Below are 26,621 nucleotides of genomic sequence, written 5' to 3' on the forward strand. Positions count from 1 at the left end.
GCAGTCTTTAAGAACCGATAAATTTAATAACAGTTGCAATGATGAAAAGTGTTGCGAAAAAACCAAATGAGACGATAAATCCTACCCCTGAATCAATAGCGTCATTGCGTTTACTTTGAACGTTTTGTTCAAAATCATTCATTTAGAATCCCTCCCCAACATTCCACTTTAGTATAAAATATTGTCAGAAAAAAATCTACAATTTCCATATGAAGAGAAAACGAGCTTTTTTGCTACTTTTAAATCATGAAGTAATGTGAGTTTTTCGTTTCCAAGCATGTTAACAGTTGGCACTTATACTCAAATTTTTATTGCGAATAATAAAGGGAAGGTGATTACCGCACACCAATAAGAAACCCGGGGCTTATTGCGTGGCGTTTAATATAAATAAAGGGACGGGTTATAAAGCCTGTTCCTTTGTACTTGTAAAACAAAAGCTAGGGCATTAGTATAAATATATATTGCCAAGTTAGGGAGTAGGAAAAAGTATGAGTGATATACATAAAAAAATTAAAAAGAAACAGTTTGCTCCGTTATATTTACTATATGGAACGGAAGCTTTTTTTATAAATGAAACGATAAAGCTTATTACGACAGAAGCACTTGAAGAAGAAGATCGAGAGTTTAATGTTGTGACATACGATTTAGAAGAAGCGTATTTAGAAGATGTGGTTGAGGATGCGCGTACGCTTCCTTTCTTCGGAGAACGGAAAGTACTGTTAATAAAATCACCGTTATTTTTGACTTCGCAAAAAGAAAAGTTAGAGCAAAATATAAAAATTTTAGAAGAATACATTGGTGAACCTTCTCCATTTTCTATTCTTGTTTTTGTTGCGCCTTACGAAAAACTTGATGAGCGAAAAAAAATTACAAAACTATTAAAGAAAACAGCAGATGTAGTAGAAGCAAATGCGATGCAAATACAGGATGTTCAGAAATGGATTGTTGCTCGTGCAGATGAAGTGCATGTGCATATTGATAACGCGGCTGTTAGTTTGTTGCTAGAGCTTGTGGGAAGTAATGTAACAATGTTGGCGAAGGAAATGGACAAGTTAACGTTATACGTTGGTATGGGTGGAGAAATTACGACGAAACTTGTTGCAGAGCTTGTGCCAAAATCCGTTGAGCAAAATGTATTCGCTTTGACAGAAAAAGTGGTGAAAAAAGATATTGCAGGTGCAATGCAAATTTTGGATGGATTATTTACGCAGCAGGAAGAGCCGATTAAATTGCTTGCGTTATTAGTGAGTCAATTCCGCTTGTTGTATCAAGTGAAAGAGCTACAGCAACGTGGTTATGGACAAAATCAAATTGCGTCTCATATTGGTGTACATCCGTATCGCGTGAAGTTGGCAATGAATCAAACGAAGTTTTTCTCTTTTGAAGAATTAAAAAAAGTGATTATAGAATTAGCGGAAGCTGATTATAGTATGAAGACGGGAAAGATGGATAAGAAACTTGTGCTCGAGTTTTTCTTAATGCGATTAAATCATATGTGATGACACAAAAAAGTTCATGTACTAAGTACATGAACTTTTTTGTATATAAAAAAACGATCCAAATGGATCGTTTTTTAAACGCCTTACGCGTTTACTTGTTTCGCTAAGCGAGATTTTTGACGAGCTGCAGCGTTTTGGTGGATAAGACCTTTACGAGCTGCTTTGTCAAGTTTTTTAGAAGCAGTTTTGAAAGCTTCTTTAGCATTTTCAAGATCGTTATTAGTAACTAAAGCTTCTACAGTTTTAACAGCAGAACGCATGTCAGACTTGATAGAAGCGTTATGTGCACGACGCTCTTCGCTAAGTTTAGCGCGTTTGATAGCAGATTTGATGTTTGCCATACTTTTCACCTCCCTGGTGCAATCGAATGACTCGATTCTTACATAGAACAAGTGATATTCTATCAAACGGTGAAGAGAATTGCAATAGTATATCCATGAAATTTCACGTAAAGGAAAGAATGACCTTATATAACTTTGGGAAATCTAACGATATTTACTATGAATTACGGAGGAGATACGATGAAAGAACCATTAGATTTAAGTAAATATAGCATTAGAACTGACCTTGCTGTAGAAGCTCATCAAATGTTGCAAGAAAGCCAAGAAGAACAAAAAGGGATACAGGGAGTTATTGTAAAAGAGAGAGAAGAAGAGGGGACTATAATTACAAAAGTAACAATTGATGAAGCTGCCTCTGAAGCGATGGGTAAAAAGCCTGGAAATTATTTAACGCTTGAAGTACAAGGGATACGTCAGCAAGATACAGAACTTCAACAAAAAGTGGAGCGTATTTTTGCAAAAGAATTTTCTTGTTTCTTAGAAGAGGTTGGAGTTACAAAAGAAGCAAGCTGTTTAATTGTAGGTCTTGGGAATTGGAATGTAACACCAGATGCTCTTGGACCGATAGTTGTAGAAAATGTATTAGTAACGAGACATTTGTTTCAATTACAGCCTGAAAGTGTAGAAGAAGGGTTTAGGCCTGTTAGTGCAATTCGGCCGGGGGTAATGGGAATTACAGGGATCGAAACGAGCGATGTTATTTATGGGATTATTGAGAAGACGAACCCGGACTTTGTAATTGCAATTGATGCATTAGCTGCCCGTTCTATTGAACGAGTAAATAGCACGATACAAATTTCTGATACTGGAATCCATCCTGGATCGGGGGTTGGGAATAAACGTAAAGAACTAAGTAAAGACACATTGGGTATCCCTGTTATCGCAATTGGTGTTCCGACTGTGGTCGATGCTGTTTCGATTACAAGTGATACGATTGATTTTATTTTGAAACATTTCGGCCGAGAGATGAAAGAAGGAAATAAACCTTCACGATCTTTGTTACCAGCGGGATTTTCATTTGGAGAAAAGAAAAAATTAACAGAAGAAGATATGCCGGATGAAAAGAGCAGAAATATGTTTTTAGGTGCTGTTGGTACGTTGGAAGAAGAAGAAAAAAGAAGGCTGATTTATGAAGTGCTATCTCCTCTTGGTCATAATTTAATGGTAACCCCAAAAGAAGTAGATACTTTTATTGAGGATATGGCGAATGTAATAGCGAGTGGTTTAAATGCGGCGCTGCATCATCAAATTGATCAAGATAATACGGGAGCATATACACATTGAGGGGAACAGATGATTATCGTTTGAGTCGCTTTACGCTTTTGTGTATATGTAGTGTGGCTTTATGTTTACTTATGATGATAGCAGGAGTGGCACTTGCTAATCATGGTTTGAAAAGTATGAAAGGTTATCAGCAATTGTCATATGAACAAATAGCTCATATGACAGGGACAGAAAGTACAGGTGCTGAATCAGAAATTTTGGGTAGCTCGTTTTCGGCCTCAGAAAAACAACAACAGTTAGAACGTTTAAGAAGTTTTAATGTTGTAGAAGGAATTGGGATGGCAGTAGCAAGTGTAGCTTATGAAATGACGAAGTTCGGAACGGATATCGTTGTTGGGAAAATAAAAGGAATTTTTAGCTAAGAGTAACATGGGAGGCGGTTGTTTTACTGGTTTGTAAGACAGCCGTTTTAAAATTTGAAAAGGGTTTGTCTCTTATGGTTTATTCGCATAAGATATAGATAGAATGATTTGTATCGTAAGCAGCACGAGTTTTCATTGAATCTTTGTTGCTCTATTGATATAATCAGTGCTAGTGTATATTGGCGAGACTATTAGGAGTTGAGAACATAGATGAATAAAGAAGAAAGAGCAAAAAGACAGTCCAAAATCCGTAATTTCTCTATTATTGCTCATATTGACCACGGAAAATCAACGTTAGCAGACCGTATTTTAGAGAAAACAAACGCGTTAACACAACGTGAAATGAAAGCTCAGTTGCTTGACTCTATGGATTTAGAGCGTGAGCGTGGTATTACAATCAAATTAAACGCAGTACAATTAAACTATAAAGCAAAAGATGGTGAAGAGTATATTCTTCATTTAATTGATACACCAGGACACGTCGACTTTACGTACGAAGTATCTCGTAGTTTAGCGGCTTGTGAAGGCGCGATTCTTGTAGTAGATGCAGCGCAAGGTATTGAAGCGCAAACGTTAGCAAACGTATACTTAGCGCTTGATAATAATTTAGAAATTTTACCAGTTATTAATAAAATCGACTTACCGAGTGCGGATCCAGAACGTGTACGTCAAGAGGTAGAAGATGTAATTGGTTTAGATGCATCAGAAGCGGTACTTGCTTCTGCGAAAGCTGGAATTGGTATTGAAGAAATTTTAGAACAAATTGTTGAAAAAGTACCAGCTCCGGCGGGTGATTCAGAAGAGCCGTTACAATGTATGATTTTCGACTCTTTATATGATCCATACCGCGGTGTAATTGCTTATATCCGTGTTGTAAATGGAACAGTAAAAGTTGGCGATAAAGTACGTATGATGGCAACGGGTAAAGAATTTGAAGTAACAGAAGTAGGTGTATTTACACCGAAAACTACGCAACGTGACGAGTTAACGGTAGGTGATGTAGGTTTCTTAGCAGCATCGATTAAAAATGTTGGTGACACACGCGTTGGTGATACGATTACACATGCGAAACGTCCAGCTGTAGAGCCGTTAGCAGGTTACCGTAAGTTAAACCCGATGGTATTCTGTGGTCTGTATCCAATTGACTCTGCTCGTTATAACGATTTACGTGATGCATTAGAAAAATTAGAGTTAAACGATTCTGCCCTTGAGTTTGAACCAGAAACATCTCAAGCGCTAGGATTTGGTTTCCGTTGTGGTTTCTTAGGACTTCTTCACATGGAAATCATTCAAGAACGTATTGAACGTGAATTTAAGATTGACTTAATTACAACAGCGCCAAGCGTTATTTATAAAGTTTATTTAACTAACGGTGAAGATGTTATTGTTGATAACCCATCTAATATGCCAGATCCACAGTCTATCGATCGTGTAGAAGAGCCGTTTGTGAAGGCTTCAATTATGGTTCCGAATGACTATGTTGGAGCTGTAATGGAGATTTGCCAAGGTAAACGTGGAACGTTTATTGATATGCAATATTTAGATGAAACGCGTGTTACATTAACATATGAAATCCCGTTATCAGAAATCGTATATGACTTCTTTGATCAATTGAAATCAAATACGAAAGGGTATGCATCATTTGACTACGAGTTAATTGGCTATAAACCATCTAAACTTGTGAAAATGGATATTCTTTTAAATAATGAACAAGTGGATGCTTTATCATTTATCGTACACCGTGATTCAGCGTATGACCGTGGTAAAGTAATCGTAGAGAAATTAAAAGAATTAATTCCGAGACAACAGTTCGAAGTGCCAATTCAGGCGACTATCGGAAATAAAGTTGTAGCACGTTCTACAATTAAAGCGATGCGTAAAAACGTACTTGCAAAATGTTACGGCGGTGACATTTCTCGTAAGCGTAAACTTCTTGATAAGCAAAAAGAAGGTAAAAAACGTATGAAGTCTGTTGGCTCTGTAGAAGTACCGCAAGAGGCATTCATGGCTGTACTGAAAATGGATGACAACTAATATTTGAAATAAAAAAGAAGTCGTTTGTGCGGCTTCTTTTTTCTGTATAATTACTTTTTAGACATCTGAGCAGCTCTCATTTACAATAATGAGAGAGCTTTTTAGTTCATATAGAGTTAGGAGATTGTTAATGTCCGAAAATATTCGAAAAGATATTCAAGATAAAATACAAAATGGTAATTTTAATTGTGAAAAGGAATTGACGCTTTCTATTATTAGTGGAAAGTGGAAAGTTGTGATCCTGTGGCATCTTGGTGTGGAAGGGCCGCATCGTTTCAGTGAATTACAACGGTTATTCCCAAGCATTTCTCATAAAGTTTTGTCGAACCAATTAAAAGAGTTAATGGAAGATGGGATTGTTGATCGGACAGTATATCCCGAAATTCCTCCTCGCGTTGAGTATTATATGACGGAACTAGGCATGTCACTTTTACCGATCGTTGAAATGATGTATGATTGGGGAAAAATGCGAATGGAACAAATTCGTAATACGTTAGAGAAGTAGAGAACCCTCCGGAGTGCGGAGGTTTTCTTTTTAGAAAGGTAGGAGTTATATTTGGTACAAGCTGCATACATTCATATTCCGTTTTGTCAGCACATTTGTCACTATTGTGATTTTAATAAAGTGTTTATTGAACGCCAACCGGTTGATCAATATTTAGATTATTTAGAGAAGGAAATAATAAATACGGTTCAAAAAGTTCCATTTGATAGTATGAAAACGATTTTTGTGGGTGGGGGAACTCCGACAGCGTTAAATATGGAACAGACAAAAAAATTACTCGAGATTATTAATCGTCATTTGCGTCCGTTCGCCCCGAATTGTGAATTAACATTTGAAGCGAATCCAGGAGATCTACCGAAAGAGAAGCTAAATGTACTGCTAGAAGGTGGAGTAAATCGAATTAGTTTTGGTGTGCAAACGTTCCGTGATGAACTTCTTGAGAAGATCGGGCGCAAGCATACGAGAGAAGATGCATTCCTCGCGATTCGAGAGGCACAGGAAGTAGGCTTTAAAAATATTAATGTAGATATTATTTATGCTTTGCCAGGACAGACGATAGAAGATGTAAAAGAAACATTAGATATTGCTTTTACGCTTGGTGTACAACATTTCTCGGCATATTCATTAATTGTGGAGCCAAAAACAGTGTTTTATAACTTAATGAACAAAGGGAAATTACGTCTTCCAGGTGAAGACCATGAAGCGAAAATGTATGAAATAGTAATGGATGAAATGGAGAAACACGGTTATAACCAGTATGAAATTAGTAATTTCTCAAAAGGTGACAATAAAAGTAGACATAATCTCACATACTGGAATAATGAAGAGTATTATGGATTTGGAGCTGGAGCTCATAGTTATGTGAACGGAGAACGTATTCAAAATGTTGGTCCCCTGAAGCAATATTTTAATAAAATTGATGAAACAGGATTTCCGTATTTAGATGTTCACAAAGTGACGGAGAAAGAAAGAATGGAAGAAGAGCTGTTCTTAGGGCTTCGAAAAACAAAAGGTGTTTCTAAAACGGCGTTCCGCAATAAATTTAATGTAGAGATGGATCAAGTTTTCGCGAAGCAGTTACAAAGCAACCAAGAGCAGGGATTGCTTGAAGAGGAAGATGGACATGTGCGTTTAACGCGAAAAGGAAAATTATTAGGGAATGAAGTATTCCAATCATTTTTGATTGACTAATTAAATGTTCTATAGGCGTGAAAAAGTTTCATTATTTCGTGACGTTTCCGTTGACAATTGAATGTCAATTTTGGTAAGTTATTAATAGATTTAGCACTCAAAGACAAAGAGTGCTAACAGAGGTGATGATGAGATGCTTACGGAACGTCAGCTCTTAATTTTACAAACAATTATTGATGACTTTATTGGATCAGCGCAGCCCGTTGGGTCTAGAACGTTGGCTAAAAAAGATGAAATCACATTTAGTTCAGCTACTATTCGAAATGAAATGGCGGACTTAGAAGAATTAGGCTTTATTGAAAAAACGCACAGTTCTTCTGGACGTGTTCCTTCTGAGAAAGGCTACCGATTTTATGTAGACCATCTTTTAGCGCCGCAAAACTTACCGAACGCTGAAATTGTACAAATTAAAGATTTATTTGCTGAAAGAATTTTTGAAGCGGAAAAAATTGCACAGCAATCTGCTCAAATTTTATCAGAACTTACGAATTATACGGCAATTGTTCTTGGACCGAAGTTAAGTACAAATAAACTTAAAAATGTACAAATTGTGCCGCTTGATCGTCAAACTGCAGTCGCTATTATTGTAACCGATACAGGGCATGTACAAAGTAAAACGATTACCGTTCCGGAATCTGTTGATTTATCAGATTTAGAAAAAATGGTTAATATTTTAAATGAAAAGCTATCTGGCGTACCGATGGAAGAACTTCATAATAAAATCTTTAAGGAAATTGTTACAGTTTTACGTGGGTATGTTCATAATTACGATAGTGCAATAAAAATGTTGGATGGTACATTTCAAGTTCCGTTATCGGAAAAGATATACTTTGGAGGAAAAGCAAATATGCTTTCGCAGCCAGAGTTCCATGACATTCAAAAGGTTAGATCTTTACTTACCATGATTGATAATGAAGCCGAATTTTATGACATTTTGCGTCATAAACAAGTCGGGATTCAAGTGAAAATTGGTAGGGAAAACTCTTCGACTGCTATGGAGGATTGTAGTTTAATTTCTGCAACATATTCGATCGGCGAAGAGCAACTTGGAACAATTGCTATTTTAGGTCCTACGAGAATGCAATACTCTCGTGTAATTAGTTTGTTACAGTTATTTACGAGACAATTTACTGATGGGCTTAAAAAGTAAATGAGAGTAATACATTCGCTCAAGTGATGAAATTTTCATTGCTGTGTGTAATATATAATGCTTAGGTAATCATGCTATGCATGATACCTAATACCTTTTAAGGAGGTGAATATTGTGGAAGAGCGTAACGAACAAGTGGTAGAAGAAGTAAAAGAAGCGCAAGTTGAAGAAGCTGTCACGCCAGAAAACAGTGAAGAAACTGTAGAAGAAAAAAGTGAGGCTGCTCTTTTACAAGAAAAAGTAGATGAGTTACAAGCGAAACTAACGGAAACGGAAGGTCGCACATTACGTCTACAAGCTGATTTTGAAAATTATAAGCGCCGTGTCCAAATGGATAAACAGGCTGCTGAAAAATATAGAGCACAAAGTCTAGTTTCAGACATCTTGCCAGCTCTTGATAATTTTGAAAGAGCAATGCAAGTGGAAGCGACTGATGAGCAAACGAAATCCTTGTTACAAGGTATGGAAATGGTGCATCGTCAATTGTTAGAAGCGCTGACTAAAGAAGGTGTGGAAGTGATTGAAGCTGTTGGTAAACAGTTTGATCCTAATGAACACCAAGCTATTATGCAAGTGGAAGATAGTGAATTTGAATCAAACGCGGTTGTGGAAGAATTCCAAAAAGGTTATAAATTAAAAGACCGTGTGATTCGCCCATCAATGGTAAAAGTAAATCAATAATTTACATAAAACTAGGAGGATTCGCCATGAGTAAAATTATCGGTATTGACTTAGGTACAACAAACTCTTGTGTAGCTGTTATGGAAGGTGGAGAACCAAAGGTTATCCCAAATCCAGAAGGGAACCGTACAACACCTTCTGTTGTAGCTTTCAAAAATGAAGAACGTCAAGTTGGGGAAGTTGCAAAGCGCCAAGCAATTACAAACCCAAATACAATCATGTCTGTTAAACGTCATATGGGTACAGACTACAAAGTAGAAGTTGAAGGTAAAGATTATACACCTCAAGAAATTTCTGCAATCATTTTACAAAACTTAAAAGCTTCTGCTGAAGCATACTTAGGTGAAACAGTAACGAAAGCTGTTATTACAGTACCTGCATACTTCAACGATGCAGAGCGTCAAGCAACGAAAGATGCTGGTCGTATCGCTGGTTTAGAAGTTGAGCGTATCATTAACGAGCCAACAGCAGCAGCACTTGCTTACGGTTTAGAAAAACAAGACGAAGAACAAAAAATCTTAGTATATGACTTAGGTGGCGGTACATTTGACGTATCTATCCTTGAGTTAGCAGACGGCACATTCGAAGTTATTTCAACTGCTGGTGACAACCGTCTTGGTGGCGATGACTTTGACCAAGTTATCATCGATCACTTAGTAGCTGAGTTCAAAAAAGAAAATAACATTGATTTAAGCCAAGATAAAATGGCGCTTCAACGCTTGAAAGATGCAGCTGAAAAAGCGAAAAAAGATCTTTCTGGTGTAACACAAACTCAAATTTCATTACCATTCATTAGTGCTGGAGCTGCTGGTCCATTACACTTAGAATTAACGTTAACAAGAGCGAAATTCGAAGAGCTTTCAGCAGGTCTTGTTGAAAGAACATTAGAGCCAACTCGTCGTGCATTAAAAGACGCTGGTTTTGCTCCAAGCGAATTAGATAAAGTTATTCTTGTTGGTGGATCTACTCGTATCCCAGCTGTACAAGAAGCTATTAAACGTGAAACTGGTAAAGAGCCATATAAAGGTGTAAACCCTGATGAAGTTGTAGCATTAGGTGCTGCAGTTCAAGGTGGCGTACTTACTGGAGATGTAGAAGGCGTTCTATTATTAGACGTAACTCCACTTTCTTTAGGTATTGAAACTATGGGTGGCGTGTTCACGAAATTAATTGAGCGTAACACTACAATTCCAACAAGTAAGTCACAAGTATTCTCGACAGCTGCTGATAATCAACCAGCAGTAGACATTCACGTATTACAAGGTGAGCGTCCAATGTCAGCTGACAACAAAACGTTAGGTCGTTTCCAATTAACTGACCTTCCACCAGCACCACGTGGTATTCCACAAATCGAAGTAACATTCGATATTGATGCGAACGGTATCGTTAACGTACGTGCGAAAGACTTAGGAACAAGCAAAGAGCAAGCTATTACAATCCAATCTTCTTCAGGTCTTTCTGATGAAGAAGTAGAACGTATGGTACAAGAAGCGGAAGCAAATGCTGACGCTGACCAAAAACGTAAGGAAGAAGTTGAACTTCGTAACGAAGCTGACCAACTTGTATTCCAAACAGACAAAGTTGTAAAAGATTTAGAAGGTAAAGTAGATGCAGCTGAAGTTGCAAAAGCAACAGAAGCGAAAGAAGCATTACAAGCTGCAATTGAGAAAAACGAGCTTGAAGAAATTCGTGCGAAAAAAGATGCTTTACAAGAAATCGTACAACAATTAACTGTTAAATTATACGAGCAAGCTCAAGCAGCTGCTGGTCAAGCAGAAGGTGCGCAAGGTGCACAAGACGCTGGCGCGAAGAAAGACAATGTAGTTGACGCTGAGTTTGAAGAAGTAAAAGAAGACAAGTAATTCAACTGTAAACATAATAAGTAAGATGACAAAAAGTCAAAGTCAAGCGTGCCTTGACTTTGGCTTTTTTCACGAATGAGAAGCGATGTGTGAGGATCTTAAGTTTTTCGCTTTGCATACTGTAAGTGAGGAAACTTTGTTGCAAAGCACTTTCTTTCGGTGTTAAAATTACGTTTATGTGAAAGATTCGGGGGTTGTAAATTTATGAGTAAACGAGACTATTATGAGGTCCTTGGACTTAGCAAGGGCGCTTCAACAGATGAAATAAAAAAAGCGTATCGTCGTTTGGCTAAAAAATACCATCCAGACGTAAGCAAAGAAGAAAATGCAATTGAAAAGTTTAAAGAAGTACAAGAAGCATACGAAGTGTTAAGTGATGATCAAAAGCGTGCGCAGTACGATCAATTTGGTCATGCTGGTGCAAATCAAGGATTCGGTGGATTTGGCGGCGGAGGAGACTTCGGCGGTGGCTTCGGTTTTGAAGATATATTTAGTTCTTTCTTTGGCGGTGGTGGCGGCAGACGTCGTGATCCAAATGCTCCGCGCCAAGGTGCTGACTTACAATATCAAGTCACTTTAGATTTTGAAGAAGCTATTTTTGGTAAGGAATTAAATGTGGAAATTCCAGTAGAAGATCCATGTGATACTTGTAAAGGTAGTGGAGCAAAACCAGGAACTTCAAAAGAAACATGTAAACATTGTTCAGGTTCTGGTCAAGTGAGTGTTGAACAAAACACACCGTTTGGTCGTATCGTAAACCGTCAAGCTTGTGGTCATTGTTCAGGAACTGGACAAATTATTAAAGAAAAATGTACGACATGTCACGGTTCAGGTAAAGTTCGTAAACGTAAAAAAATCAATGTTAAAATTCCAGCGGGTATCGATAATGGTCAACAAATTCGAGTGTCTGGAAAAGGTGAAGCCGGCGTAAATGGCGGACCAGCAGGAGACTTATATGTTGTCGTTCATGTAAGAAATCATGAATTCTTCGAGCGTGAAGGAGATCACATTATTTGCGAAATGCCATTAACATTTGCGCAAATGGCGCTTGGTGATGAAGTGGAAGTTCCTACTGTTCATGGTAAAGTGAAGCTGAAAATTCCAGCAGGAACACAAACTGGAACAGAATTCCGCTTAAAAGGAAAAGGTGCTCCGAATGTACGTGGATACGGCCAAGGAGATCAATATGTAGTCGTTCGTGTTGTTGTACCGACGAAATTGACTTCACAGCAAAAAGATTTATTACGTGAATTTGCAGGACAAGAAGAGCAGGATGATAGTTTATTCGGAAAGCTTAAACGTGCTTTCAAAGGGGAATAATGGAAATAAAAAATGGAGTTGGTAAATTGTGAAATGGTCAGAAATTAGTATTCATACAACAGAAGAAGCAGTAGAAGCTGTCTCTCATATTTTACATGAAGCTGGTGCTAGTGGAGTTGCGATTGAGGATCCAGCGGAGTTAACGAAAGAGCGCGAGCAACAATATGGTGAAATTTATGCATTGAACCCAGATGAATATCCGGCGGAAGGTGTATTAATAAAAGCGTATTTCCCGCAAACGGATTCTTTACATGAAACGATTGCAGGTGTAAAATCATCTATTGATGTGCTTCCATCTTACGACATCGAAATTGGTACTGGAAATATTACCGTTAACGAAGTCAATGAAGAAGATTGGGCTACTGCTTGGAAAAAATATTACCATCCAGTACAAATTTCTGATACATTCACAATCGTACCGACTTGGGAAGAATATACACCATCTTCTCCTGATGAAAAAATCATTGAATTAGACCCGGGTATGGCGTTTGGTACAGGAACTCATCCAACAACAACGATGTGTATCCGTGCTTTAGAAAAAACAGTACAGCCAGGTGACAATATTATTGATGTAGGAACAGGTTCTGGTGTACTTAGTATTGCAGCAGCAAAATTAGGTGCGTCTTCTGTTCAAGCGTATGATTTAGATCCGGTTGCGGTTGAAAGTGCAGAAATGAATGTACGTTTAAATAAAACAGATGATATCGTGTCTGTTGGACAAAATAGTCTTTTAGAAGGTATTGAAGGTCCAGTTGATTTAATCGTAGCTAACTTATTAGCAGAAATTATTCTATTATTCCCTGAAGATGCAGCAAGAGTTGTGAAGTCAGGTGGATTATTTATTACATCGGGCATTATTGCTGCGAAGGAAAAAGTAATTTCTGAGGCGCTAGAAAAAGCTGGATTTACAATTGAAGAAGTGTTACGAATGGAAGATTGGGTAGCAATTATTGCACGAAATGCGTAATATAGATTTTAGTCTATAATGAAAAGGGGAGTCTCTCACTATAAGGTGAGGGACTTGCCGTTTGTTATATGAAAAATGATAACGTTTCGTTCTTTTCGTAAGTGTTGACTTACGAAAGGAACGAAACTCTACTAAGGTGATTATATGCAACGTTATTTTGTAGAAGAGAAATATGTAAATGAGACAAGTATTCGCATTGTAGGTGATGACGTACATCATATCGCAAGAGTGATGCGTATGTCAGCTGGTGATCATATTTATTGCTGTGTAAATGGAAAAACAGCAGTATGTTCAATTGATGAAATTACCAGTGAATTTATTAATACGGCTATTGTAGAATGGGTAGAGGCGTCAAGTGAACTTCCTGTTTTCGTGACGATTGCAAGTGGACTGCCAAAAGGAGACAAGCTAGAGTTAATTTTTCAAAAAGGAACTGAGCTTGGGGCAGCTGCATTCTTACCATTTCAAGCATCTCGCTCTATCGTAAAATGGGATGCGAAAAAAGCTGATAAAAAAGTTGAGCGTTTAAGAAAAATTGTGAAAGAAGCTGCGGAACAATCACATAGAAGTGAAATTCCAGAAGTACATGCTCCGGCATCATTTAAGCAATTGCTTTCAATGAGTGGTGAGTATGATGCTTGTCTTGTTGCTTACGAAGAGGAAGCAAAACAAGGCGAGAAATCTAATTTTGCGAAAGCTTTAACGACAATGAAACCAGGTCAAAAGCTATTGATTGTATTTGGCCCAGAAGGCGGTTTAGCTGAGGAAGAGATTACAGCGCTTCGTGAACATAAATTTGTACCATGTAGTTTAGGACCAAGAATTTTAAGAACAGAAACGGCGCCGTTATACGCGTTAAGTGCTGCTTCGTATCATTTTGAATTGATGGGGTGATGATCAATGTCAACTGTTGCGTTCCATACGTTAGGTTGTAAAGTAAACCACTATGAAACAGAAGCCATTTGGCAATTGTTTAAACAAGGTGGTTATGAAAGAACAGAATATGAAAAGAAAGCTGATGTATATGTTATTAACACATGTACAGTAACGAATACTGGGGACAAAAAAAGCCGTCAAGTAATCAGACGTGCTGTGCGTCAAAATCCAGATGCAGTTATTTGCGTAACGGGATGTTATGCACAAACATCTCCAGCTGAAATTATGGCGATTCCAGGTGTAGATATTGTAGTTGGTACACAGGATCGTGAAAAGATGTTAGGTTACATCGAAGAATTCCGTAAAGAGCGTCAACCAATTAATGCTGTCCGCAATATTATGAAAACACGTGTGTACGAAGAACTTGATGTACCTTATTTCACGGATCGTACACGTGCGTCTTTAAAAATACAAGAGGGTTGCAATAACTTCTGTACATTCTGTATCATTCCTTGGGCGCGTGGTTTAATGCGTTCTCGTGATGGAAAAGAGGTTATTAAACAAGCACAACAATTAGTGGATGCAGGCTATAAAGAAATCGTATTAACGGGTATTCATACAGGTGGATATGGCGAAGATATAAAAGATTATAACTTAGCTGGATTACTTCGTGATATGGAAGCGGAAGTAGGCGGATTAAAACGTCTTCGTATTTCTTCTATTGAAGCGAGTCAAATTTCAGATGAAGTAATTGAAGTGTTAGATAAATCTGAAGTAGTTGTACGTCACTTGCATATTCCGTTGCAATCTGGTTCTAATACTGTATTAAAACGTATGCGTCGTAAATATACGATGGAATTCTTCCAAGAGCGTTTAGATCGTTTGAAAGAAGCGTTACCAGGCCTTGCGATTACATCTGACGTAATCGTTGGTTTCCCAGGTGAAACAGAAGAAGAATTCATGGAAACATACAATTTCATTAAAGAGAACCGCTTCTCTGAGTTACACGTGTTCCCTTATTCAAAACGTACAGGAACACCTGCAGCACGCATGGAAGATCAAGTTCCTGAAGATGTGAAGAACGATCGTGTTCATCGTTTAATTGAGCTATCTAATCAATTAGCGAAAGAATATGCATCAGCGTTTGAAGGTGAAGTGCTTGAAATCATTCCAGAAGAGCAATTTAAAGACGGCGACCGTGAAGGGTTATATGTAGGGTATACAGATAACTACTTGAAAATTGTATTTGAAGGATCAGAAGAATTAATTGGTAAGCTAGTGAAAGTGAAAATTACGAAAGCTGGCTATCCATATAACGAAGCGCAATTTGTTCGTGTTCTTGAAGATGATGTGAAAAAAGAATCAGCTAGCGCATAAAAAGAGCGTGCAACCGGAAACGGTTTGCATGCTTTCTTTATTTGAAGCGGTTAAGTAATAGAAGGTGGGGAGGCGTTTCATGCATCCCTGTATGAAAAAAGATGAAATGATAAAAATATAGTTGTCTTCATCAGTGAAGGATACTAGTTATTTGCATAACTTTTGAAAAGGAAATGCTTCTATTCTTCTTTTATTCTGCCAAATAGTTGACCTGAAGTGATAAAATGTATTATAATCGTAAAAGACATGCTGAAGAAGTGTTTCTTTTTGCATGCTGAAGTTAGTATGTAAGTGTGATGTTTCGGAGGGAGGGAAAGAGAATGTCAAAAACAGTCGTTCGTAAAAACGAGTCTTTGGAGGATGCACTTCGCCGTTTTAAAAGATCGGTTTCTAAAACTGGTACACTTGCTGAAGCAAGAAAGCGCGAGTTTTATGAAAAACCAAGTGTAAAACGTAAGAAGAAATCTGAAGCGGCAAGAAAGCGTAAATTCTAAGAGAGGGTGTAAGTTATGAGTCTTCTCGGTCGTTTAAACGATGATATGAAACAAGCGATGAAGAATAAACAAAAAGAAAAATTAACCGTTATTCGTATGGTTAAGGCTGCTTTACAAAATGAAGGTATTAAACTGCAACATACTCTTACTGAAGAAGAGGAAATAACAGTTTTAGCTCGTGAAGTAAAACAGTATAAGGACTCCCTCCTTGAATTTAAAAAAGCTGGTCGTGAAGACCTTGTTAATAAACTGCAAAGTGAAATTCAGATTTTAAGCGCATATTTGCCAGAGCAATTAACTGAAGAAGAACTAGTTGATGTAATCAAGCAAGTTATTTCTGAAGTTGGTGCGACTTCTAAAGCAGATATGGGTAAGGTGATGACTGCTGTTATGCCGAAAGTAAAAGGTAAAACAGACGGATCACTTGTGAATAAGCTGGTTATCCAGCTATTAGCATAAAAAAACGTCTCATTTCGTATGAGACGTTTTTTTATTGTTCTTATTAAGGAGAAACGCTATATTGCTTAAAAAGCGTTTCTGTAAGTGATAGAAACGCCTCTGGTATGTAAAAAAAGGTAACGGCCTTAGTTATGATTAATCCCACCATAAAAAAAGCTTTTTCGTTTTCTTAATTTCTTCGACTAACTCCTCAATGCTTTCTGTTCCTTGTTCCACTATATCTGGACAAAATTCATACATTTCTTGCGCGAAAGATTGCATTTCTTCGTCTGTAGGTAACGCGCTAAAAATGGCATCAACCCAGTCATGATCTGCACCGATTATGATAAAAGGATAGCGATCATTCCATTTTCTTAGTTTAAAAATAACATCTATATTGCTAACTTCGTAATTAACGCCATTTGTTTGTTGGATTGTAAGGATATCAAATTGGTCATTTCCTTGTGTAATTGCAATTCTACACTCACTCTTACTTCCTTGACTAAAACTTCTTTCGCAAATAAAAGCTAAGTATCCAAGTTTCTGAACCTCAGATTGAAGTTTTATAACTTGCTGTTCAGTAGAATCCTCAAAGGTAACGAAAGAGACTCCGGCTATTTTAGATTTTGAATCAGTTGCATAAAAGGGCTGGATGCTGCTGTTAGTAACTTGTTTTATAACATTCAAAATTTCTTGACTAAATCCAATTTCCTTTCGTATTTCCTCGCTTATTAATTCATTTTTTTGTTTTTTAATGAATCCTAATATTTTTTTGAAATTCATATAACAACCACCTATAAAATATTCTTACTTACACCGCAAAATTCAGAGTGGAGCAATTTCCTTTTTCGGATTTTATCTCATTTGTCTAATGAATGACAACTACTTATTCTATGGTCAGTATGTCACGTCCAGAACGAATTGTAACAGGTTTTTTCAAGTTTCCAACTTCTTGCTAGGCTCAATTTCTTAATGTAACTTGTACTGATATCCTGTAGGGGCGCATATTCTTGTATTAATACTTCTATTATTAAAGGTAACATCCTCTGATCCATCATTGTCCTGACAAATATGATTTCATATAGCGACTGTTTTAATTAACATGATATGAACTCTTGCAGAATATAGTTATGTTAGTGAAGTCGTTATAACACGATAGGCACTTGTGAAGAAATACATATATATGGGATGAGAGGGGGTCTTTCGAGATGAAGAAATTAGAACAAATGAAAAATTGGTTGACAAAACAAGTAGACCTACCAGTGGATGTATTAATGGATCTACCTCGGATTACTCTTGTTGGGCAAATACATATTTATATAGAAAATCATCGGGGGTTATTAGTGTTTTCAGATAAAGAAGTGCGATTGCTTTTAAAACACGGTCAATTATTAATTAAAGGACAATCCTTTGTTATTAAAACGATTCTTCCAGAAGAGCTTTTACTCGAGGGGATAATTGAGCAAGTAACATTTTTAGAAAATGAAAAAAAAGGTGATTGAAGTGAAACTTCCATTTGTGAAGTTTTTCTTCTTTATCCTGTAAAAGTTCCGTTGATAGAGACTGATTACAGTTTTACTCTGTTTTATTTTAGTACGAGCTATTTTAATGCTTCAAATAAAAAGTAGTATATCTACTTTTAGAAAGGTAGTGAAGGTGGTAAATGAAAAATAAATGGTTTATAAAGTGGCTTGGATATGTAAAAGTGCGAATTGAAGGTAGAGGAGCGGAACGGTTTGTTAATGAATGTGTACGGAGGAATTTATTAGTTTGGGATGTTAAAAAGATAGCTGATGAAACGTTAGTTTTTTGTATGTTGTTACGCGATGTGAAAAAAATAAAACCAATTTATAGAAAAAATGAATGTAAATTATATTTTATTGGACGTTATGGTTTTCCTTTTTGGAATAAACGTTTAATTAAAAACAGTGGATTTTTAATTGGTTTTTTAATTTTCTTTTTTGGTGTGATTGCAATGTCAAATATGGTTTGGAAAATTGAAATTACAGGAGCTAAACCTGAAACAGAATATATATTGATGAAAGAATTGGATAAAATGGGTATTAAAAAAGGGAAACTACAATTTCAAATGCCGAATGTAGAAGATGTGCAACGCCATTTGACAGATAATATTAATGCCATTACTTGGGCGGGACTAGAAGTAAGGGGAACGACTTATCATTTTAAAATTGTTGAAAAAAACGAACCGAAGAAAGAAAAGGAACAAAGGCCACAAAATTTAGTAGCAAAAAAAGAAGCGATTATTACAAAAACGTTTGTAGAAGTTGGAAAGCCGGTTGTACTGAAAAATGATCATGTAGAAAAAGGACAGATTCTCGTATCGGGAATATATGGTAATGAGGAAAGTCCGACGATTGTTTCAGCGAAAGGTATTGTATATGGCGAAACGTGGTATACATCTAAGGTGGATGTCCCGTTAAAGACGCAATTCCAAGTGTATACTGGTAATGTATACAATGAACATTTTCTTAAATTCGGGGATACGAAAATAAAAATATGGGGATTTCAGCATGATAAGTATAAACGCTCTCGTACTGAAAGTGTAAAGCATGATGTGAAATTATTTGGTTTTACACTGCCGATTGCATATGAAAAAGATGTTGTGAGAGAAGAAGAAGAAGCGAATCGAGAATATACAGAAAAGCAAGCGCTGAAAGTAGCGAAGGAGATGGCCGAAAAAGAACTAAAGAAAAAATTGGATGAACATGCTATGATTGTAAGTGATAAGATTTTGAGTAAAGAGGTTGAGGCGGATCAACTAAAAGTCACATTGCATTATACTGTGGTTGAAAATATTGCAGAGCCACAACCAATATCCGAATCCGATATTCAAGGAGACTGAGTAATGGCAGAACAATTAGTAGAAATGAACCAACAATTGGAAAATGCTAACGAAGCAATCGCTCTTTTTGGAGTTAATGATGCGCATTTAAAAGTAATTGAACGAGAACTGAATGTATCGATCGTAACTAGAGGAGAAACTGTTCATGTATCTGGGGCAGTTGAAACGGTGGCACTCGTAGAAAAAATCTTACAGCAATTACTTGTTGTAATTCGTAAAAGTATATCAATTTCAGAGAGAGATGTTGCGTATGCGATTCAGCTTGCACAACAAGGGAAAATTGCTCAATTTGAAGAGTTATATGAGGAAGAAATTTTCAAGACTGCAAAAGGTAAATCCATTCGTGTAAAAACAATGGGGCAAAGAAGATATATTCATGCGATGAAGAAGAATGATATTGTCTTTGGGATAGGGCCTGCAGGAACTGGAAAAACATATTTAGCTGTAGTAATGGCTGTGAGGGCTTTAAAACAAGGATATGTAAAGAAAATTATTTTAACAAGACCTGCTGTAGAAGCTGGAGAAAATTTAGGTTTTTTACCAGGGGATTTGAAAGAGAAGGTAGATCCATACTTACGCCCGTTATATGATGCTTTACATGATATTCTTGGACAAGAATATACGCAGCGTATGATGGAGCGAGGAGTAATTGAAATAGCTCCGCTTGCTTATATGAGGGGGCGTACGCTTGATGATTCATTTGTTATTTTAGATGAGGCTCAAAATACAACGGGTGCTCAAATAAAAATGTTTTTAACAAGATTAGGTTTTAGTTCTAAAATGGTTATTACAGGGGACCCTTCACAAGTAGACTTGCCAAAAGGGGTAAAATCAGGGCTATCTATAGCTGCTAATATTTTATCTGGTGTATCAGGTCTGTCATTTATTACATTAGAACAAACGGACGTTGTGAGACATCCATTGGTGCAACGTATTATTGAGGCATATGATAAAATGGAATGATCCTATTTGTCAGGATCATTTCTTTTTGTATGATAAGGTTGGCGAACGTCATATTTTTTACTATCATGAAAGATAAGGAAAATAAACTATTGGTACTAGTGTATAAAATATTGCCTCAAAGTATCGTTTGGTAGAAGAAATGAAAGCTATAAATAGTTTCACTTTATTTCTGGAGAGGAGAAGGTATTGAAATCATGTCAAGATCTCAAGAAATTTCTAAGTGGTTTCGTAATTTACAACATTCGAAAAAACTAAGTTGGATTTCTTACGTTGTGTTAGGAGCAGTGCTGTTTTTTGCGCTTATGAATAATGTAAAACCAGAACAATTAGATGTTAATATGTATTCTATTGCGAAAAAGACAATCCATTCTCCTATAAAAATTGAAGATAAAGTTACAACGGATAAAAAGAAAAAAGAAGCCGCTACAAAAGTTGAAGATCAATATACATATAAAAGTGAGTATAAACAAAACAAAGTTGATATTGTGAATGACGTCTTTGCTAAAGTGGATGAAGTGGTGCAAGAGATTAAAGCTGTTGGACCGGATGATCAAAAAAAGATGACTGATGCTGAGAAAGTGGACAAGTTAAAAAAGAAACTACCCGCTGACTTAACGAAAGAGTTATCTGATTCAAACTTACTGAATTTGATTAATGCAGATCCGAGCCAATTAGTATTAGCGAAAGATGCTGCGGTCACAGCGATTAATAGTATCATGACTGAGCATATTAAAATGGACGAATTGAAAGATGCGAAAGAACGATATGTAAGTGAGATGAATAGTGTTAATGTTGATAATGGTTTAAAAGAATCAATTAAGGCGCTAGGAAGATATGCAATTTCAGCTAACTATTTTTATGACCCAATCTTAACGAAAGAGAAGAGAAAAGCAGAGGAAGATTTAGTTCCACCTGTTTATATTCTTCAAGGACAAGTTCTTGTTAGAGAAGGTGAAACAATTTCAAGTGATGTGTATAATCAGTTGAAATTAGTTGGTTTGTTAGAAAAAGGGAACGGTTTTCAACCTTATGTTGGATTAGCGGTACTCATTGGTGTGTTACTATACTTTATGCATAAACAATTTGAATTATTTTTAAAGAGAAAAAGAGAAGATAGACCGTATGTTTTAGCGTATATTACAATTTTGTCTATCACAATCGTCTTAATGAAAATCATTAGTTTGTTTCAAAAACTTGAATACGCAGGGATTGCATATGTTGTCCCAGTTGCGATGGGAACAATACTTGTAAAACTAATGATTGGTGATCGATTTGTCTTTTTAACGAGTATGATTTTTTCTGTATGCGGAAGTATTATGTTTAATGAAGGAGTAACGAGTACATTAAATTATAGTGTAGGGATTTACGTATTGTTAAGTTCGTTATCGGTTAGTATTTTCTTGCGAGAAAAAAATCGTCGTACAATGATTTTACAAGCTGGTATACTCGTTTCTGTATTAAATGTAGTCGTATTGGCGGCGCTCTTATTATTACGTAATGGGAATTTTTCGCCTCTTGAAATTGGTACGCAATTATTAATGGCTTCACTTTCAGGGATTATATCATCCGTTTTGGCTATGGGGATTTTACCATATTTAGAAAGTGGACTTGGAATCGTATCAAGTATGAAGCTTATGGAATTATCAAGCCCAAATCATCCACTTTTACGCAGAATTTTGTTAGAAGCGCCAGGGACATATCATCATAGTGTAATGGTAGCGAATCTTTCTGAGGCTGCTTGTGAAGCAGTCGGGGCAAATGGTGTATTAGCGCGTGTAGGGGCATATTATCATGATGTAGGAAAAACAGTACAACCGCAATTCTTTATTGAAAACCAAATGGGAATTGAAAACCCGCATGATAAATTAGATCCTGTAACAAGTAAAGATATTATAATTGCTCACGTAACGGATGGAGTAAGAATGCTCGAAGAATATCATATTCCACAAGAAATTATTGATATCGCTGGGCAACATCACGGTACAACGTTACTGAAATATTTTTATTATAAAGCTATTAAAGAAGATAAAGAAAAATATACAGAAGAGATGTTCCGTTATCCAGGTTCAAAAGCAACTTCGAAAGAATCGGCAATTGTTGGTATTGCTGATAGTGTAGAAGCTGCGGTACGTTCTATGAATCACCCAACGCCAGAACAAATTAATAATTTGGTGCAAAGTATTATTAAAGATCGACTGCAAGACGGTCAATTTAGTGAATGTGATTTGACGTTTAAGGAACTACAAATCGTTGGAAAAACGTTGTGTGAAACGTTAAATGGTATTTTCCATTCGCGTATTACATATCCGGAACCTCCGGAAGAAAAGGAGAAAGAATGAGTTTGTTAATTGATTTTATTGATGAAACAGAAGAAGTAAAAGAAGAGTATATGAGTTTAATTCGTGAAGTGTTAGAAAAAGCAGCTCAAATGGAAAATATCGAGGCTGGTGCGGAGGTATCGGTGACATTTGTAGATAATGAGCGCATTAGAGAAATTAATCGTGATTACCGAGATAAAGATCAACCTACAGATGTAATATCCTTTGCTATGGAAGAGATGGGAGAAGGAGAAATGGAAATTGTTGGTGTAGAGATGCCGCGCATGTTAGGGGATCTTATTATCTCTATTCCAAGGGCGAAAGAGCAAGCTGAAGAGTACGGACATTCTTTCGATCGTGAACTTGGATTTTTGGCGTTACATGGCTTTTTACATTTACTTGGTTATGATCACATGACAGAAGAAGATGAAAAAGAAATGTTCGGAAGACAAAAAGAAATTTTAGAAGCTTTTGGATTAGGACGATGAAAAAAGGAAAACTTATAGATAGTTTTGGATATGCTATAGCTGGTATATTCTTTTGTTTTCGTCATGAACGAAATATGAAAATCCATTATTTAGCCGCAGTCATTGTTATATGCTGCGGCTTTTATTTCCATATTACGAAAATAGAGTGGATGATATTACTTGTTGTAATAGGGAGTGTAATGAGTTTAGAGATGGTAAATACGGCTGTGGAAAAAACGGTAGATTTAGCGACTGCCGATATTCATCCGTTTGCAAAAATTGCAAAGGATGTTGCGGCAGGAGCGGTTTTATTGTTTGCAATTATAGCTGTTATAATTGGTGCTATTATCTTTTTACCGTATATGGTATAGTTGCATTCCGAAGCTTTTATTAAGCTTTGGAAGTGCCGTAAGGGCCTTTAATGAGAGAGTGTATCTCTTCATAGCTGTGAACAGGAAGGATGCGGGAATATGAATAGTAAACAATTAATTCTAGAAGCAATCGAAGCGCGTAAACAAGCGTACGTACCATATTCTAAATTTCAAGTAGGTGCAGCATTATTAACGCGCGGTGGAAAAGTATATCGTGGATGTAATGTTGAGAATGCATCATATGGCTTATGTAATTGTGCTGAAAGAACAGCTTTATTTAAGGCGGTTTCTGAAGGAGATAAAGAATTTGTAGCCATTGCGGTTGTAGCAGATACAAAGCGCCCAGTACCTCCTTGTGGAGCATGTCGACAAGTTATGGTAGAATTATGTAAACAGGATACGAAAGTATACTTATCAAACTTACATGGTGACGTTCAGGAGACGACAGTCGGAGAATTGTTACCAGGAGCATTTTTAGCGGAGGATTTACATGAATAGAAAAGGTTATAAATCAGGTTTTGTCTCTATTATTGGTAGACCGAATGTTGGAAAATCTACATTTTTAAACCGTATTATTGGCCAGAAAATTGCTATTATGAGTGATAAGCCACAAACGACTCGTAATAAAATTCAAGGTGTATATACAGAAAATGATGCACAAGTTATTTTCATTGATACACCAGGAATACATAAACCTAAACATAAATTAGGCGACTTCATGGTAAAGATGGCGCAAACGACATTAAAAGAAGTTGATATCGTTCTGTTTATGGTTAATGCAGTTGAAGGATTTGGTCGTGGTGAGGAATTCATCATTGAGAAATTAAAAGAAACGAAACAACCAGTATTTTTAGTCATTAATAAAATTGACCAACTTCATCCAGAGCAATTACTAGAGTTAATTGATCAATATCGTAAACTACATGAATTTGCAGAGATTGTACCAATTTCTGCGTTAGACGGTAATAATGTGGACGCTTTAATTGGAACAATTAAAAAGTATTTACCAGAAGGACCACAATACTATCCAGAGAATCAAGTAACGGATCATCCGGAGAGATTTATTATTGCAGAGCTTATTCGTGAGAAAGTACTACATTTAACACGTGAAGAAGTGCCGCATTCTGTGGCTGTTGTTATCGATGCGATTCAAAAGCGTGAGGGCGGGGCAGTTTATATAAATGCAACGATTGTTGTTGAACGTGCATCACAAAAAGGAATCATCATCGGAAAACAAGGGAAAATGTTAAAAGAAGTTGGTAAGCGAGCTCGTTTTGATATTGAAGCGCTACTTGGTTCTAAAGTATTTTTAGAAGTATGGGTAAAAGTGCAAAAAGATTGGCGTAATAAAATGTCTCAGCTTCGTGACCTAGGTTTCCGCGAGGATGAGTACTAAAATAGAGTAAAGTTGTAATCAGTGGATGGTTGGTTCATCCACTGATTATTGGTTTTTATGAACTTTGATAAATTAGGAAAAATTTTTCTCACATGAAAATGGACAAAATGGGTCAATTTAATAACAACAAAGGAAATTGGTTTATAGGCTACGCTTATTGAGAAAGGTGGATTCTTATGCTAGATTTTACCTGGAAGTTTTTCTCCAAAACAGGAAGCATTGAAACGTACTTGCTTTTGAAAGAAATGGAAAAAGACGTAAACGATGAGATGGATCAACATGAAGAGGAGCTAGCGCATCTAGACTCTCCAATTTCTTGACCCGTTTTGTTCAAACCTTGGATGGTGACGAACATGTTTCAAAAAGTTGAGGGCATCGTTATCCGTACGACAGATTACGGAGAAACGAACAAAATTGTTACAATATTCTCAAGAGAACTTGGTAAGGTAAGTGCAATGGCAAGAGGGTCAAAAAAACCGAAAAGCCGATTAGCATCTGTGTCGCAATTAATGACACATGGCCATTTTCTAATTCAAATGGGATCTGGGCTTGGAACATTGCAACAAGGCGAGATTATTTCAACTATGAAAGAAATTCGCGAGGATATATTTTTAACTGCTTATGCATCATTTATTGTTGAGTTAACTGATAAAGCAACAGAAGATAAAAAACATAATCCGTATTTATTTGAAATGTTATATCAAACGTTGCATTATATGTGTGAGGGTGTTGATCCAGAAGTATTATCATTAATTTATCAAACGAAAATGCTTCCGGTATTAGGGATGCGCCCGTACTTTGATACATGTGCGATTTGTCATCAAGAAACAGACTTTGTCGCCTTCTCCGTAAGGGAAGGCGGTTTTCTGTGCTCACGTCATGCAGAGCAAGACCCATATCGTATACCGGTAGGAGAAGCTGTTCATAAATTATTACGCCTTTTCTTCCATTTCGATTTACATAGGCTCGGAAATGTATCGGTAAAGGATAGCACAAAAAAACAAATGCGTTTAGTATTGAATACATATTATGATGAATATTGCGGAATTTATTTGAAATCAAGACGTTTTTTAGAACAACTTGATAAGTTTCAAATATAATTTTGGGCCGTATACGGTCCTTTTTACATACTTTCTTTTTCGAATAGCATATTTAGTATATAATATTTAAGAGATAGTATAACTTTTTTCGTTGTGCATTAAAGGTGGTGATTATCATAGAGCTGAATAAACGGCAAGAACATATCATTCAGATTGTAAAAGATCACGGTCCTATTACAGGGGAATCAATTGCAGCGCAATTGGGTCTAACACGTGCGACGCTAAGACCAGACTTAGCAATTTTAACGATGGCTGGTTATTTAGAAGCACGTCCACGCGTAGGTTATTTTTATACGGGTAAAACTGGGGGGCAGCTATTATCTGAAGCTGTTAAGAAAATTAAAGTACAAGATTATCAATCTAGACCGGTTGTAATTGATAAAAATGTTTCCGTATACGATGCAATTTGTACGATGTTTTTAGAGGACGTTGGTACATTGTTCGTTGTAGATCAGATGACTCTATTAGTTGGTGTTGTGTCTCGTAAAGATTTATTAAGAGCGAGCTTAGGAAAGCAGGATTTAACCTCTCTTCCGGTTAATATTATCATGACAAGGATGCCAAACATTGCGATGTGTCGTAGAGAGGATTCTTTATATGATATTGCGATGGAATTAATAGAAAGACAGATTGATGCAATGCCAGTTGTAAAAGATACGAAACAAGGTTTAGAAGTGATTGGGCGAATTACAAAAACAAATATTACACGTGCGTTTGTAAATTTAGTAAATAACGAATAAGTGTAATTTGTTTAAAGTGAGG

The 26,621-nt window shown here is 36.6% G+C and carries 29 protein-coding genes; 26 read left to right on the forward strand and 3 right to left on the reverse strand.

Annotated elements, in window-relative coordinates; all coding sequences use genetic code 11:
• Window positions 1-7 precede the first annotated feature (7 nt).
• On the reverse strand, window positions 8-142 hold the full coding sequence (locus HMAS_RS02865; protein ID WP_000997609.1) for a YqzM family protein: 135 nt from the start codon (window positions 140-142) through the stop codon (window positions 8-10).
• Window positions 143-488: 346 nt separating this feature from the next.
• On the opposite strand from HMAS_RS02865, the gene holA reads away from it, so the two are divergent.
• On the forward strand, window positions 489-1,499 hold the full coding sequence (gene holA / locus HMAS_RS02870) for a DNA polymerase III subunit delta (protein ID WP_001279916.1): 1,011 nt from the start codon (window positions 489-491) through the stop codon (window positions 1,497-1,499).
• An 83-nt stretch (window positions 1,500-1,582) separates the two neighbouring features.
• On the opposite strand, the gene rpsT is transcribed toward holA, so the two are convergent.
• On the reverse strand, window positions 1,583-1,840 hold the full coding sequence (gene rpsT / locus HMAS_RS02875) for a 30S ribosomal protein S20 (RefSeq protein WP_001274011.1): 258 nt from the start codon (window positions 1,838-1,840) through the stop codon (window positions 1,583-1,585).
• Window positions 1,841-2,020: 180 nt separating this feature from the next.
• Between rpsT and gpr the strand changes: the two genes are divergently transcribed.
• The 14 genes from gpr to HMAS_RS02950 all read left to right on the forward strand — a co-directional run bounded on the left by gpr (window position 2,021) and on the right by HMAS_RS02950 (window position 16,402).
• Window positions 2,021-3,124: a GPR endopeptidase gene (gpr, locus tag HMAS_RS02880; protein WP_000662616.1), complete on the forward strand. Its 1,104-nt coding sequence runs from the start codon at window positions 2,021-2,023 to the stop codon at window positions 3,122-3,124.
• Window positions 3,121-3,486 carry a YqxA family protein gene (locus HMAS_RS02885; protein WP_001215037.1) on the forward strand — a complete coding sequence of 122 codons (366 nt, stop codon included), beginning with the start codon at window positions 3,121-3,123 and terminating at the stop codon, window positions 3,484-3,486. Before gpr ends, HMAS_RS02885 begins: the two co-directional genes overlap by 4 nt.
• A gap of 210 nt (window positions 3,487-3,696) precedes the next feature.
• Window positions 3,697-5,520 (forward strand): elongation factor 4, encoded by a 1,824-nt coding sequence (lepA, locus tag HMAS_RS02890; protein WP_025709773.1) that lies wholly within the window; start codon window positions 3,697-3,699, stop codon window positions 5,518-5,520.
• Window positions 5,521-5,650: 130 nt separating this feature from the next.
• Window positions 5,651-6,025 carry a winged helix-turn-helix transcriptional regulator gene (locus HMAS_RS02895; RefSeq protein ID WP_001293539.1) on the forward strand — a complete coding sequence of 125 codons (375 nt, stop codon included), beginning with the start codon at window positions 5,651-5,653 and terminating at the stop codon, window positions 6,023-6,025.
• A gap of 51 nt (window positions 6,026-6,076) precedes the next feature.
• Complete coding sequence (hemW, locus tag HMAS_RS02900) at window positions 6,077-7,216, forward strand: radical SAM family heme chaperone HemW (RefSeq protein ID WP_000249433.1); 1,140 nt, start codon at window positions 6,077-6,079, stop codon at window positions 7,214-7,216.
• 133 nt (window positions 7,217-7,349) lie between these two features.
• The gene (hrcA, locus tag HMAS_RS02905) at window positions 7,350-8,366 is read left to right on the forward strand and encodes a heat-inducible transcriptional repressor HrcA (RefSeq protein WP_000954941.1); all 1,017 of its coding nucleotides are present in this window, start codon (window positions 7,350-7,352) and stop codon (window positions 8,364-8,366) included.
• Between the two features lie 114 nt (window positions 8,367-8,480).
• The gene (gene grpE, locus HMAS_RS02910) at window positions 8,481-9,047 is read left to right on the forward strand and encodes a nucleotide exchange factor GrpE (protein ID WP_000392711.1); all 567 of its coding nucleotides are present in this window, start codon (window positions 8,481-8,483) and stop codon (window positions 9,045-9,047) included.
• A 26-nt stretch (window positions 9,048-9,073) separates the two neighbouring features.
• On the forward strand, window positions 9,074-10,909 hold the full coding sequence (gene dnaK / locus HMAS_RS02915) for a chaperone protein DnaK (protein ID WP_000034700.1): 1,836 nt from the start codon (window positions 9,074-9,076) through the stop codon (window positions 10,907-10,909).
• Window positions 10,910-11,113: 204 nt separating this feature from the next.
• A complete protein-coding gene (gene dnaJ, locus HMAS_RS02920) occupies window positions 11,114-12,229 on the forward strand; it encodes a chaperone protein DnaJ (RefSeq protein WP_000043947.1) in 1,116 nt (371 codons plus the stop codon).
• Window positions 12,230-12,257: 28 nt separating this feature from the next.
• Window positions 12,258-13,196, forward strand: a complete 939-nt coding sequence (gene prmA / locus HMAS_RS02925) for a 50S ribosomal protein L11 methyltransferase (protein ID WP_000872101.1) — start codon at window positions 12,258-12,260, stop codon at window positions 13,194-13,196.
• 144 nt (window positions 13,197-13,340) lie between these two features.
• The gene (locus tag HMAS_RS02930; protein WP_001190154.1) at window positions 13,341-14,090 is read left to right on the forward strand and encodes a 16S rRNA (uracil(1498)-N(3))-methyltransferase; all 750 of its coding nucleotides are present in this window, start codon (window positions 13,341-13,343) and stop codon (window positions 14,088-14,090) included.
• 6 nt (window positions 14,091-14,096) lie between these two features.
• Complete coding sequence (gene mtaB, locus HMAS_RS02935; protein WP_000108679.1) at window positions 14,097-15,449, forward strand: tRNA (N(6)-L-threonylcarbamoyladenosine(37)-C(2))-methylthiotransferase MtaB; 1,353 nt, start codon at window positions 14,097-14,099, stop codon at window positions 15,447-15,449.
• Between the two features lie 320 nt (window positions 15,450-15,769).
• Window positions 15,770-15,943, forward strand: a complete 174-nt coding sequence (gene rpsU / locus HMAS_RS02945) for a 30S ribosomal protein S21 (protein ID WP_000048061.1) — start codon at window positions 15,770-15,772, stop codon at window positions 15,941-15,943.
• A 15-nt stretch (window positions 15,944-15,958) separates the two neighbouring features.
• Window positions 15,959-16,402: a GatB/YqeY domain-containing protein gene (locus HMAS_RS02950; RefSeq protein WP_000054562.1), complete on the forward strand. Its 444-nt coding sequence runs from the start codon at window positions 15,959-15,961 to the stop codon at window positions 16,400-16,402.
• 135 nt (window positions 16,403-16,537) lie between these two features.
• Here the strand turns inward: HMAS_RS02950 and HMAS_RS02955 are convergent, their stop codons facing one another.
• Complete coding sequence (locus HMAS_RS02955) at window positions 16,538-17,164, reverse strand: DUF4253 domain-containing protein (protein ID WP_088859632.1); 627 nt, start codon at window positions 17,162-17,164, stop codon at window positions 16,538-16,540.
• Between the two features lie 425 nt (window positions 17,165-17,589).
• Here HMAS_RS02955 and yqfC point away from each other — a divergent pair, with 425 nt between their 5' ends.
• The 11 genes from yqfC (at window position 17,590) to HMAS_RS03010 (ending at window position 26,599) form a co-directional block, all read left to right on the forward strand.
• Window positions 17,590-17,883: a sporulation protein YqfC gene (gene yqfC, locus HMAS_RS02960; RefSeq protein WP_000732269.1), complete on the forward strand. Its 294-nt coding sequence runs from the start codon at window positions 17,590-17,592 to the stop codon at window positions 17,881-17,883.
• A 161-nt stretch (window positions 17,884-18,044) separates the two neighbouring features.
• Entirely contained in the window at window positions 18,045-19,244 is a 1,200-nt protein-coding gene (gene yqfD, locus HMAS_RS02965; RefSeq protein WP_000792498.1) for a sporulation protein YqfD, read from the forward strand.
• Window positions 19,245-19,247: 3 nt separating this feature from the next.
• The gene (locus tag HMAS_RS02970; protein ID WP_000840501.1) at window positions 19,248-20,207 is read left to right on the forward strand and encodes a PhoH family protein; all 960 of its coding nucleotides are present in this window, start codon (window positions 19,248-19,250) and stop codon (window positions 20,205-20,207) included.
• A gap of 194 nt (window positions 20,208-20,401) precedes the next feature.
• Window positions 20,402-22,546: an HD family phosphohydrolase gene (locus HMAS_RS02975; RefSeq protein ID WP_000091509.1), complete on the forward strand. Its 2,145-nt coding sequence runs from the start codon at window positions 20,402-20,404 to the stop codon at window positions 22,544-22,546.
• Entirely contained in the window at window positions 22,543-23,013 is a 471-nt protein-coding gene (gene ybeY, locus HMAS_RS02980; protein ID WP_025709775.1) for an rRNA maturation RNase YbeY, read from the forward strand. Before HMAS_RS02975 ends, ybeY begins: the two co-directional genes overlap by 4 nt.
• Complete coding sequence (locus tag HMAS_RS02985; protein ID WP_000715466.1) at window positions 23,010-23,363, forward strand: diacylglycerol kinase family protein; 354 nt, start codon at window positions 23,010-23,012, stop codon at window positions 23,361-23,363. Before ybeY ends, HMAS_RS02985 begins: the two co-directional genes overlap by 4 nt.
• Window positions 23,364-23,462: 99 nt before the next feature.
• On the forward strand, window positions 23,463-23,861 hold the full coding sequence (locus HMAS_RS02990) for a cytidine deaminase (RefSeq protein ID WP_001086285.1): 399 nt from the start codon (window positions 23,463-23,465) through the stop codon (window positions 23,859-23,861).
• On the forward strand, window positions 23,854-24,759 hold the full coding sequence (gene era / locus HMAS_RS02995) for a GTPase Era (protein ID WP_001080230.1): 906 nt from the start codon (window positions 23,854-23,856) through the stop codon (window positions 24,757-24,759). The genes HMAS_RS02990 and era overlap by 8 nt, the downstream gene beginning before the upstream one ends.
• A 176-nt stretch (window positions 24,760-24,935) precedes the next feature.
• Complete coding sequence (locus HMAS_RS03000; RefSeq protein ID WP_000883924.1) at window positions 24,936-25,079, forward strand: YqzL family protein; 144 nt, start codon at window positions 24,936-24,938, stop codon at window positions 25,077-25,079.
• A gap of 33 nt (window positions 25,080-25,112) precedes the next feature.
• Window positions 25,113-25,859, forward strand: a complete 747-nt coding sequence (gene recO / locus HMAS_RS03005; RefSeq protein ID WP_000487015.1) for a DNA repair protein RecO — start codon at window positions 25,113-25,115, stop codon at window positions 25,857-25,859.
• A gap of 107 nt (window positions 25,860-25,966) precedes the next feature.
• Complete coding sequence (locus tag HMAS_RS03010) at window positions 25,967-26,599, forward strand: helix-turn-helix transcriptional regulator (protein WP_000583756.1); 633 nt, start codon at window positions 25,967-25,969, stop codon at window positions 26,597-26,599.
• The last annotated feature ends 22 nt before the right edge of the window (window positions 26,600-26,621 follow it).

It is taken from the genome of Bacillus sp. HMA207, from assembly GCF_003402455.1.
Lineage (GTDB): Bacteria > Bacillota > Bacilli > Bacillales > Bacillaceae_G > Bacillus_A > Bacillus_A cereus.

Excerpts from the sequence above, each read along its gene's own strand:
- HMAS_RS02865 (WP_000997609.1), bottom strand. The coding sequence starts at position 142 with ATGAATGATTTTGAACAAAACGTTCAAAGTAAACGCAATGACGCTATT.
- holA (WP_001279916.1), top strand. The coding sequence starts at position 489 with ATGAGTGATATACATAAAAAAATTAAAAAGAAACAGTTTGCTCCGTTA.
- rpsT (WP_001274011.1), bottom strand. The coding sequence starts at position 1,840 with ATGGCAAACATCAAATCTGCTATCAAACGCGCTAAACTTAGCGAAGAG.
- gpr (WP_000662616.1), top strand. The coding sequence starts at position 2,021 with ATGAAAGAACCATTAGATTTAAGTAAATATAGCATTAGAACTGACCTT.
- lepA (WP_025709773.1), top strand. The coding sequence starts at position 3,697 with ATGAATAAAGAAGAAAGAGCAAAAAGACAGTCCAAAATCCGTAATTTC.
- HMAS_RS02895 (WP_001293539.1), top strand. The coding sequence starts at position 5,651 with ATGTCCGAAAATATTCGAAAAGATATTCAAGATAAAATACAAAATGGT.
- hrcA (WP_000954941.1), top strand. The coding sequence starts at position 7,350 with ATGCTTACGGAACGTCAGCTCTTAATTTTACAAACAATTATTGATGAC.
- dnaK (WP_000034700.1), top strand. The coding sequence starts at position 9,074 with ATGAGTAAAATTATCGGTATTGACTTAGGTACAACAAACTCTTGTGTA.
- dnaJ (WP_000043947.1), top strand. The coding sequence starts at position 11,114 with ATGAGTAAACGAGACTATTATGAGGTCCTTGGACTTAGCAAGGGCGCT.
- HMAS_RS02930 (WP_001190154.1), top strand. The coding sequence starts at position 13,341 with ATGCAACGTTATTTTGTAGAAGAGAAATATGTAAATGAGACAAGTATT.
- mtaB (WP_000108679.1), top strand. The coding sequence starts at position 14,097 with ATGTCAACTGTTGCGTTCCATACGTTAGGTTGTAAAGTAAACCACTAT.
- rpsU (WP_000048061.1), top strand. The coding sequence starts at position 15,770 with ATGTCAAAAACAGTCGTTCGTAAAAACGAGTCTTTGGAGGATGCACTT.
- HMAS_RS02950 (WP_000054562.1), top strand. The coding sequence starts at position 15,959 with ATGAGTCTTCTCGGTCGTTTAAACGATGATATGAAACAAGCGATGAAG.
- HMAS_RS02955 (WP_088859632.1), bottom strand. The coding sequence starts at position 17,164 with ATGAATTTCAAAAAAATATTAGGATTCATTAAAAAACAAAAAAATGAA.
- yqfC (WP_000732269.1), top strand. The coding sequence starts at position 17,590 with ATGAAGAAATTAGAACAAATGAAAAATTGGTTGACAAAACAAGTAGAC.
- yqfD (WP_000792498.1), top strand. The coding sequence starts at position 18,045 with ATGAAAAATAAATGGTTTATAAAGTGGCTTGGATATGTAAAAGTGCGA.
- HMAS_RS02970 (WP_000840501.1), top strand. The coding sequence starts at position 19,248 with ATGGCAGAACAATTAGTAGAAATGAACCAACAATTGGAAAATGCTAAC.
- HMAS_RS02975 (WP_000091509.1), top strand. The coding sequence starts at position 20,402 with ATGTCAAGATCTCAAGAAATTTCTAAGTGGTTTCGTAATTTACAACAT.
- ybeY (WP_025709775.1), top strand. The coding sequence starts at position 22,543 with ATGAGTTTGTTAATTGATTTTATTGATGAAACAGAAGAAGTAAAAGAA.
- HMAS_RS02985 (WP_000715466.1), top strand. The coding sequence starts at position 23,010 with ATGAAAAAAGGAAAACTTATAGATAGTTTTGGATATGCTATAGCTGGT.
- HMAS_RS02990 (WP_001086285.1), top strand. The coding sequence starts at position 23,463 with ATGAATAGTAAACAATTAATTCTAGAAGCAATCGAAGCGCGTAAACAA.
- era (WP_001080230.1), top strand. The coding sequence starts at position 23,854 with ATGAATAGAAAAGGTTATAAATCAGGTTTTGTCTCTATTATTGGTAGA.
- HMAS_RS03000 (WP_000883924.1), top strand. The coding sequence starts at position 24,936 with ATGCTAGATTTTACCTGGAAGTTTTTCTCCAAAACAGGAAGCATTGAA.
- recO (WP_000487015.1), top strand. The coding sequence starts at position 25,113 with ATGTTTCAAAAAGTTGAGGGCATCGTTATCCGTACGACAGATTACGGA.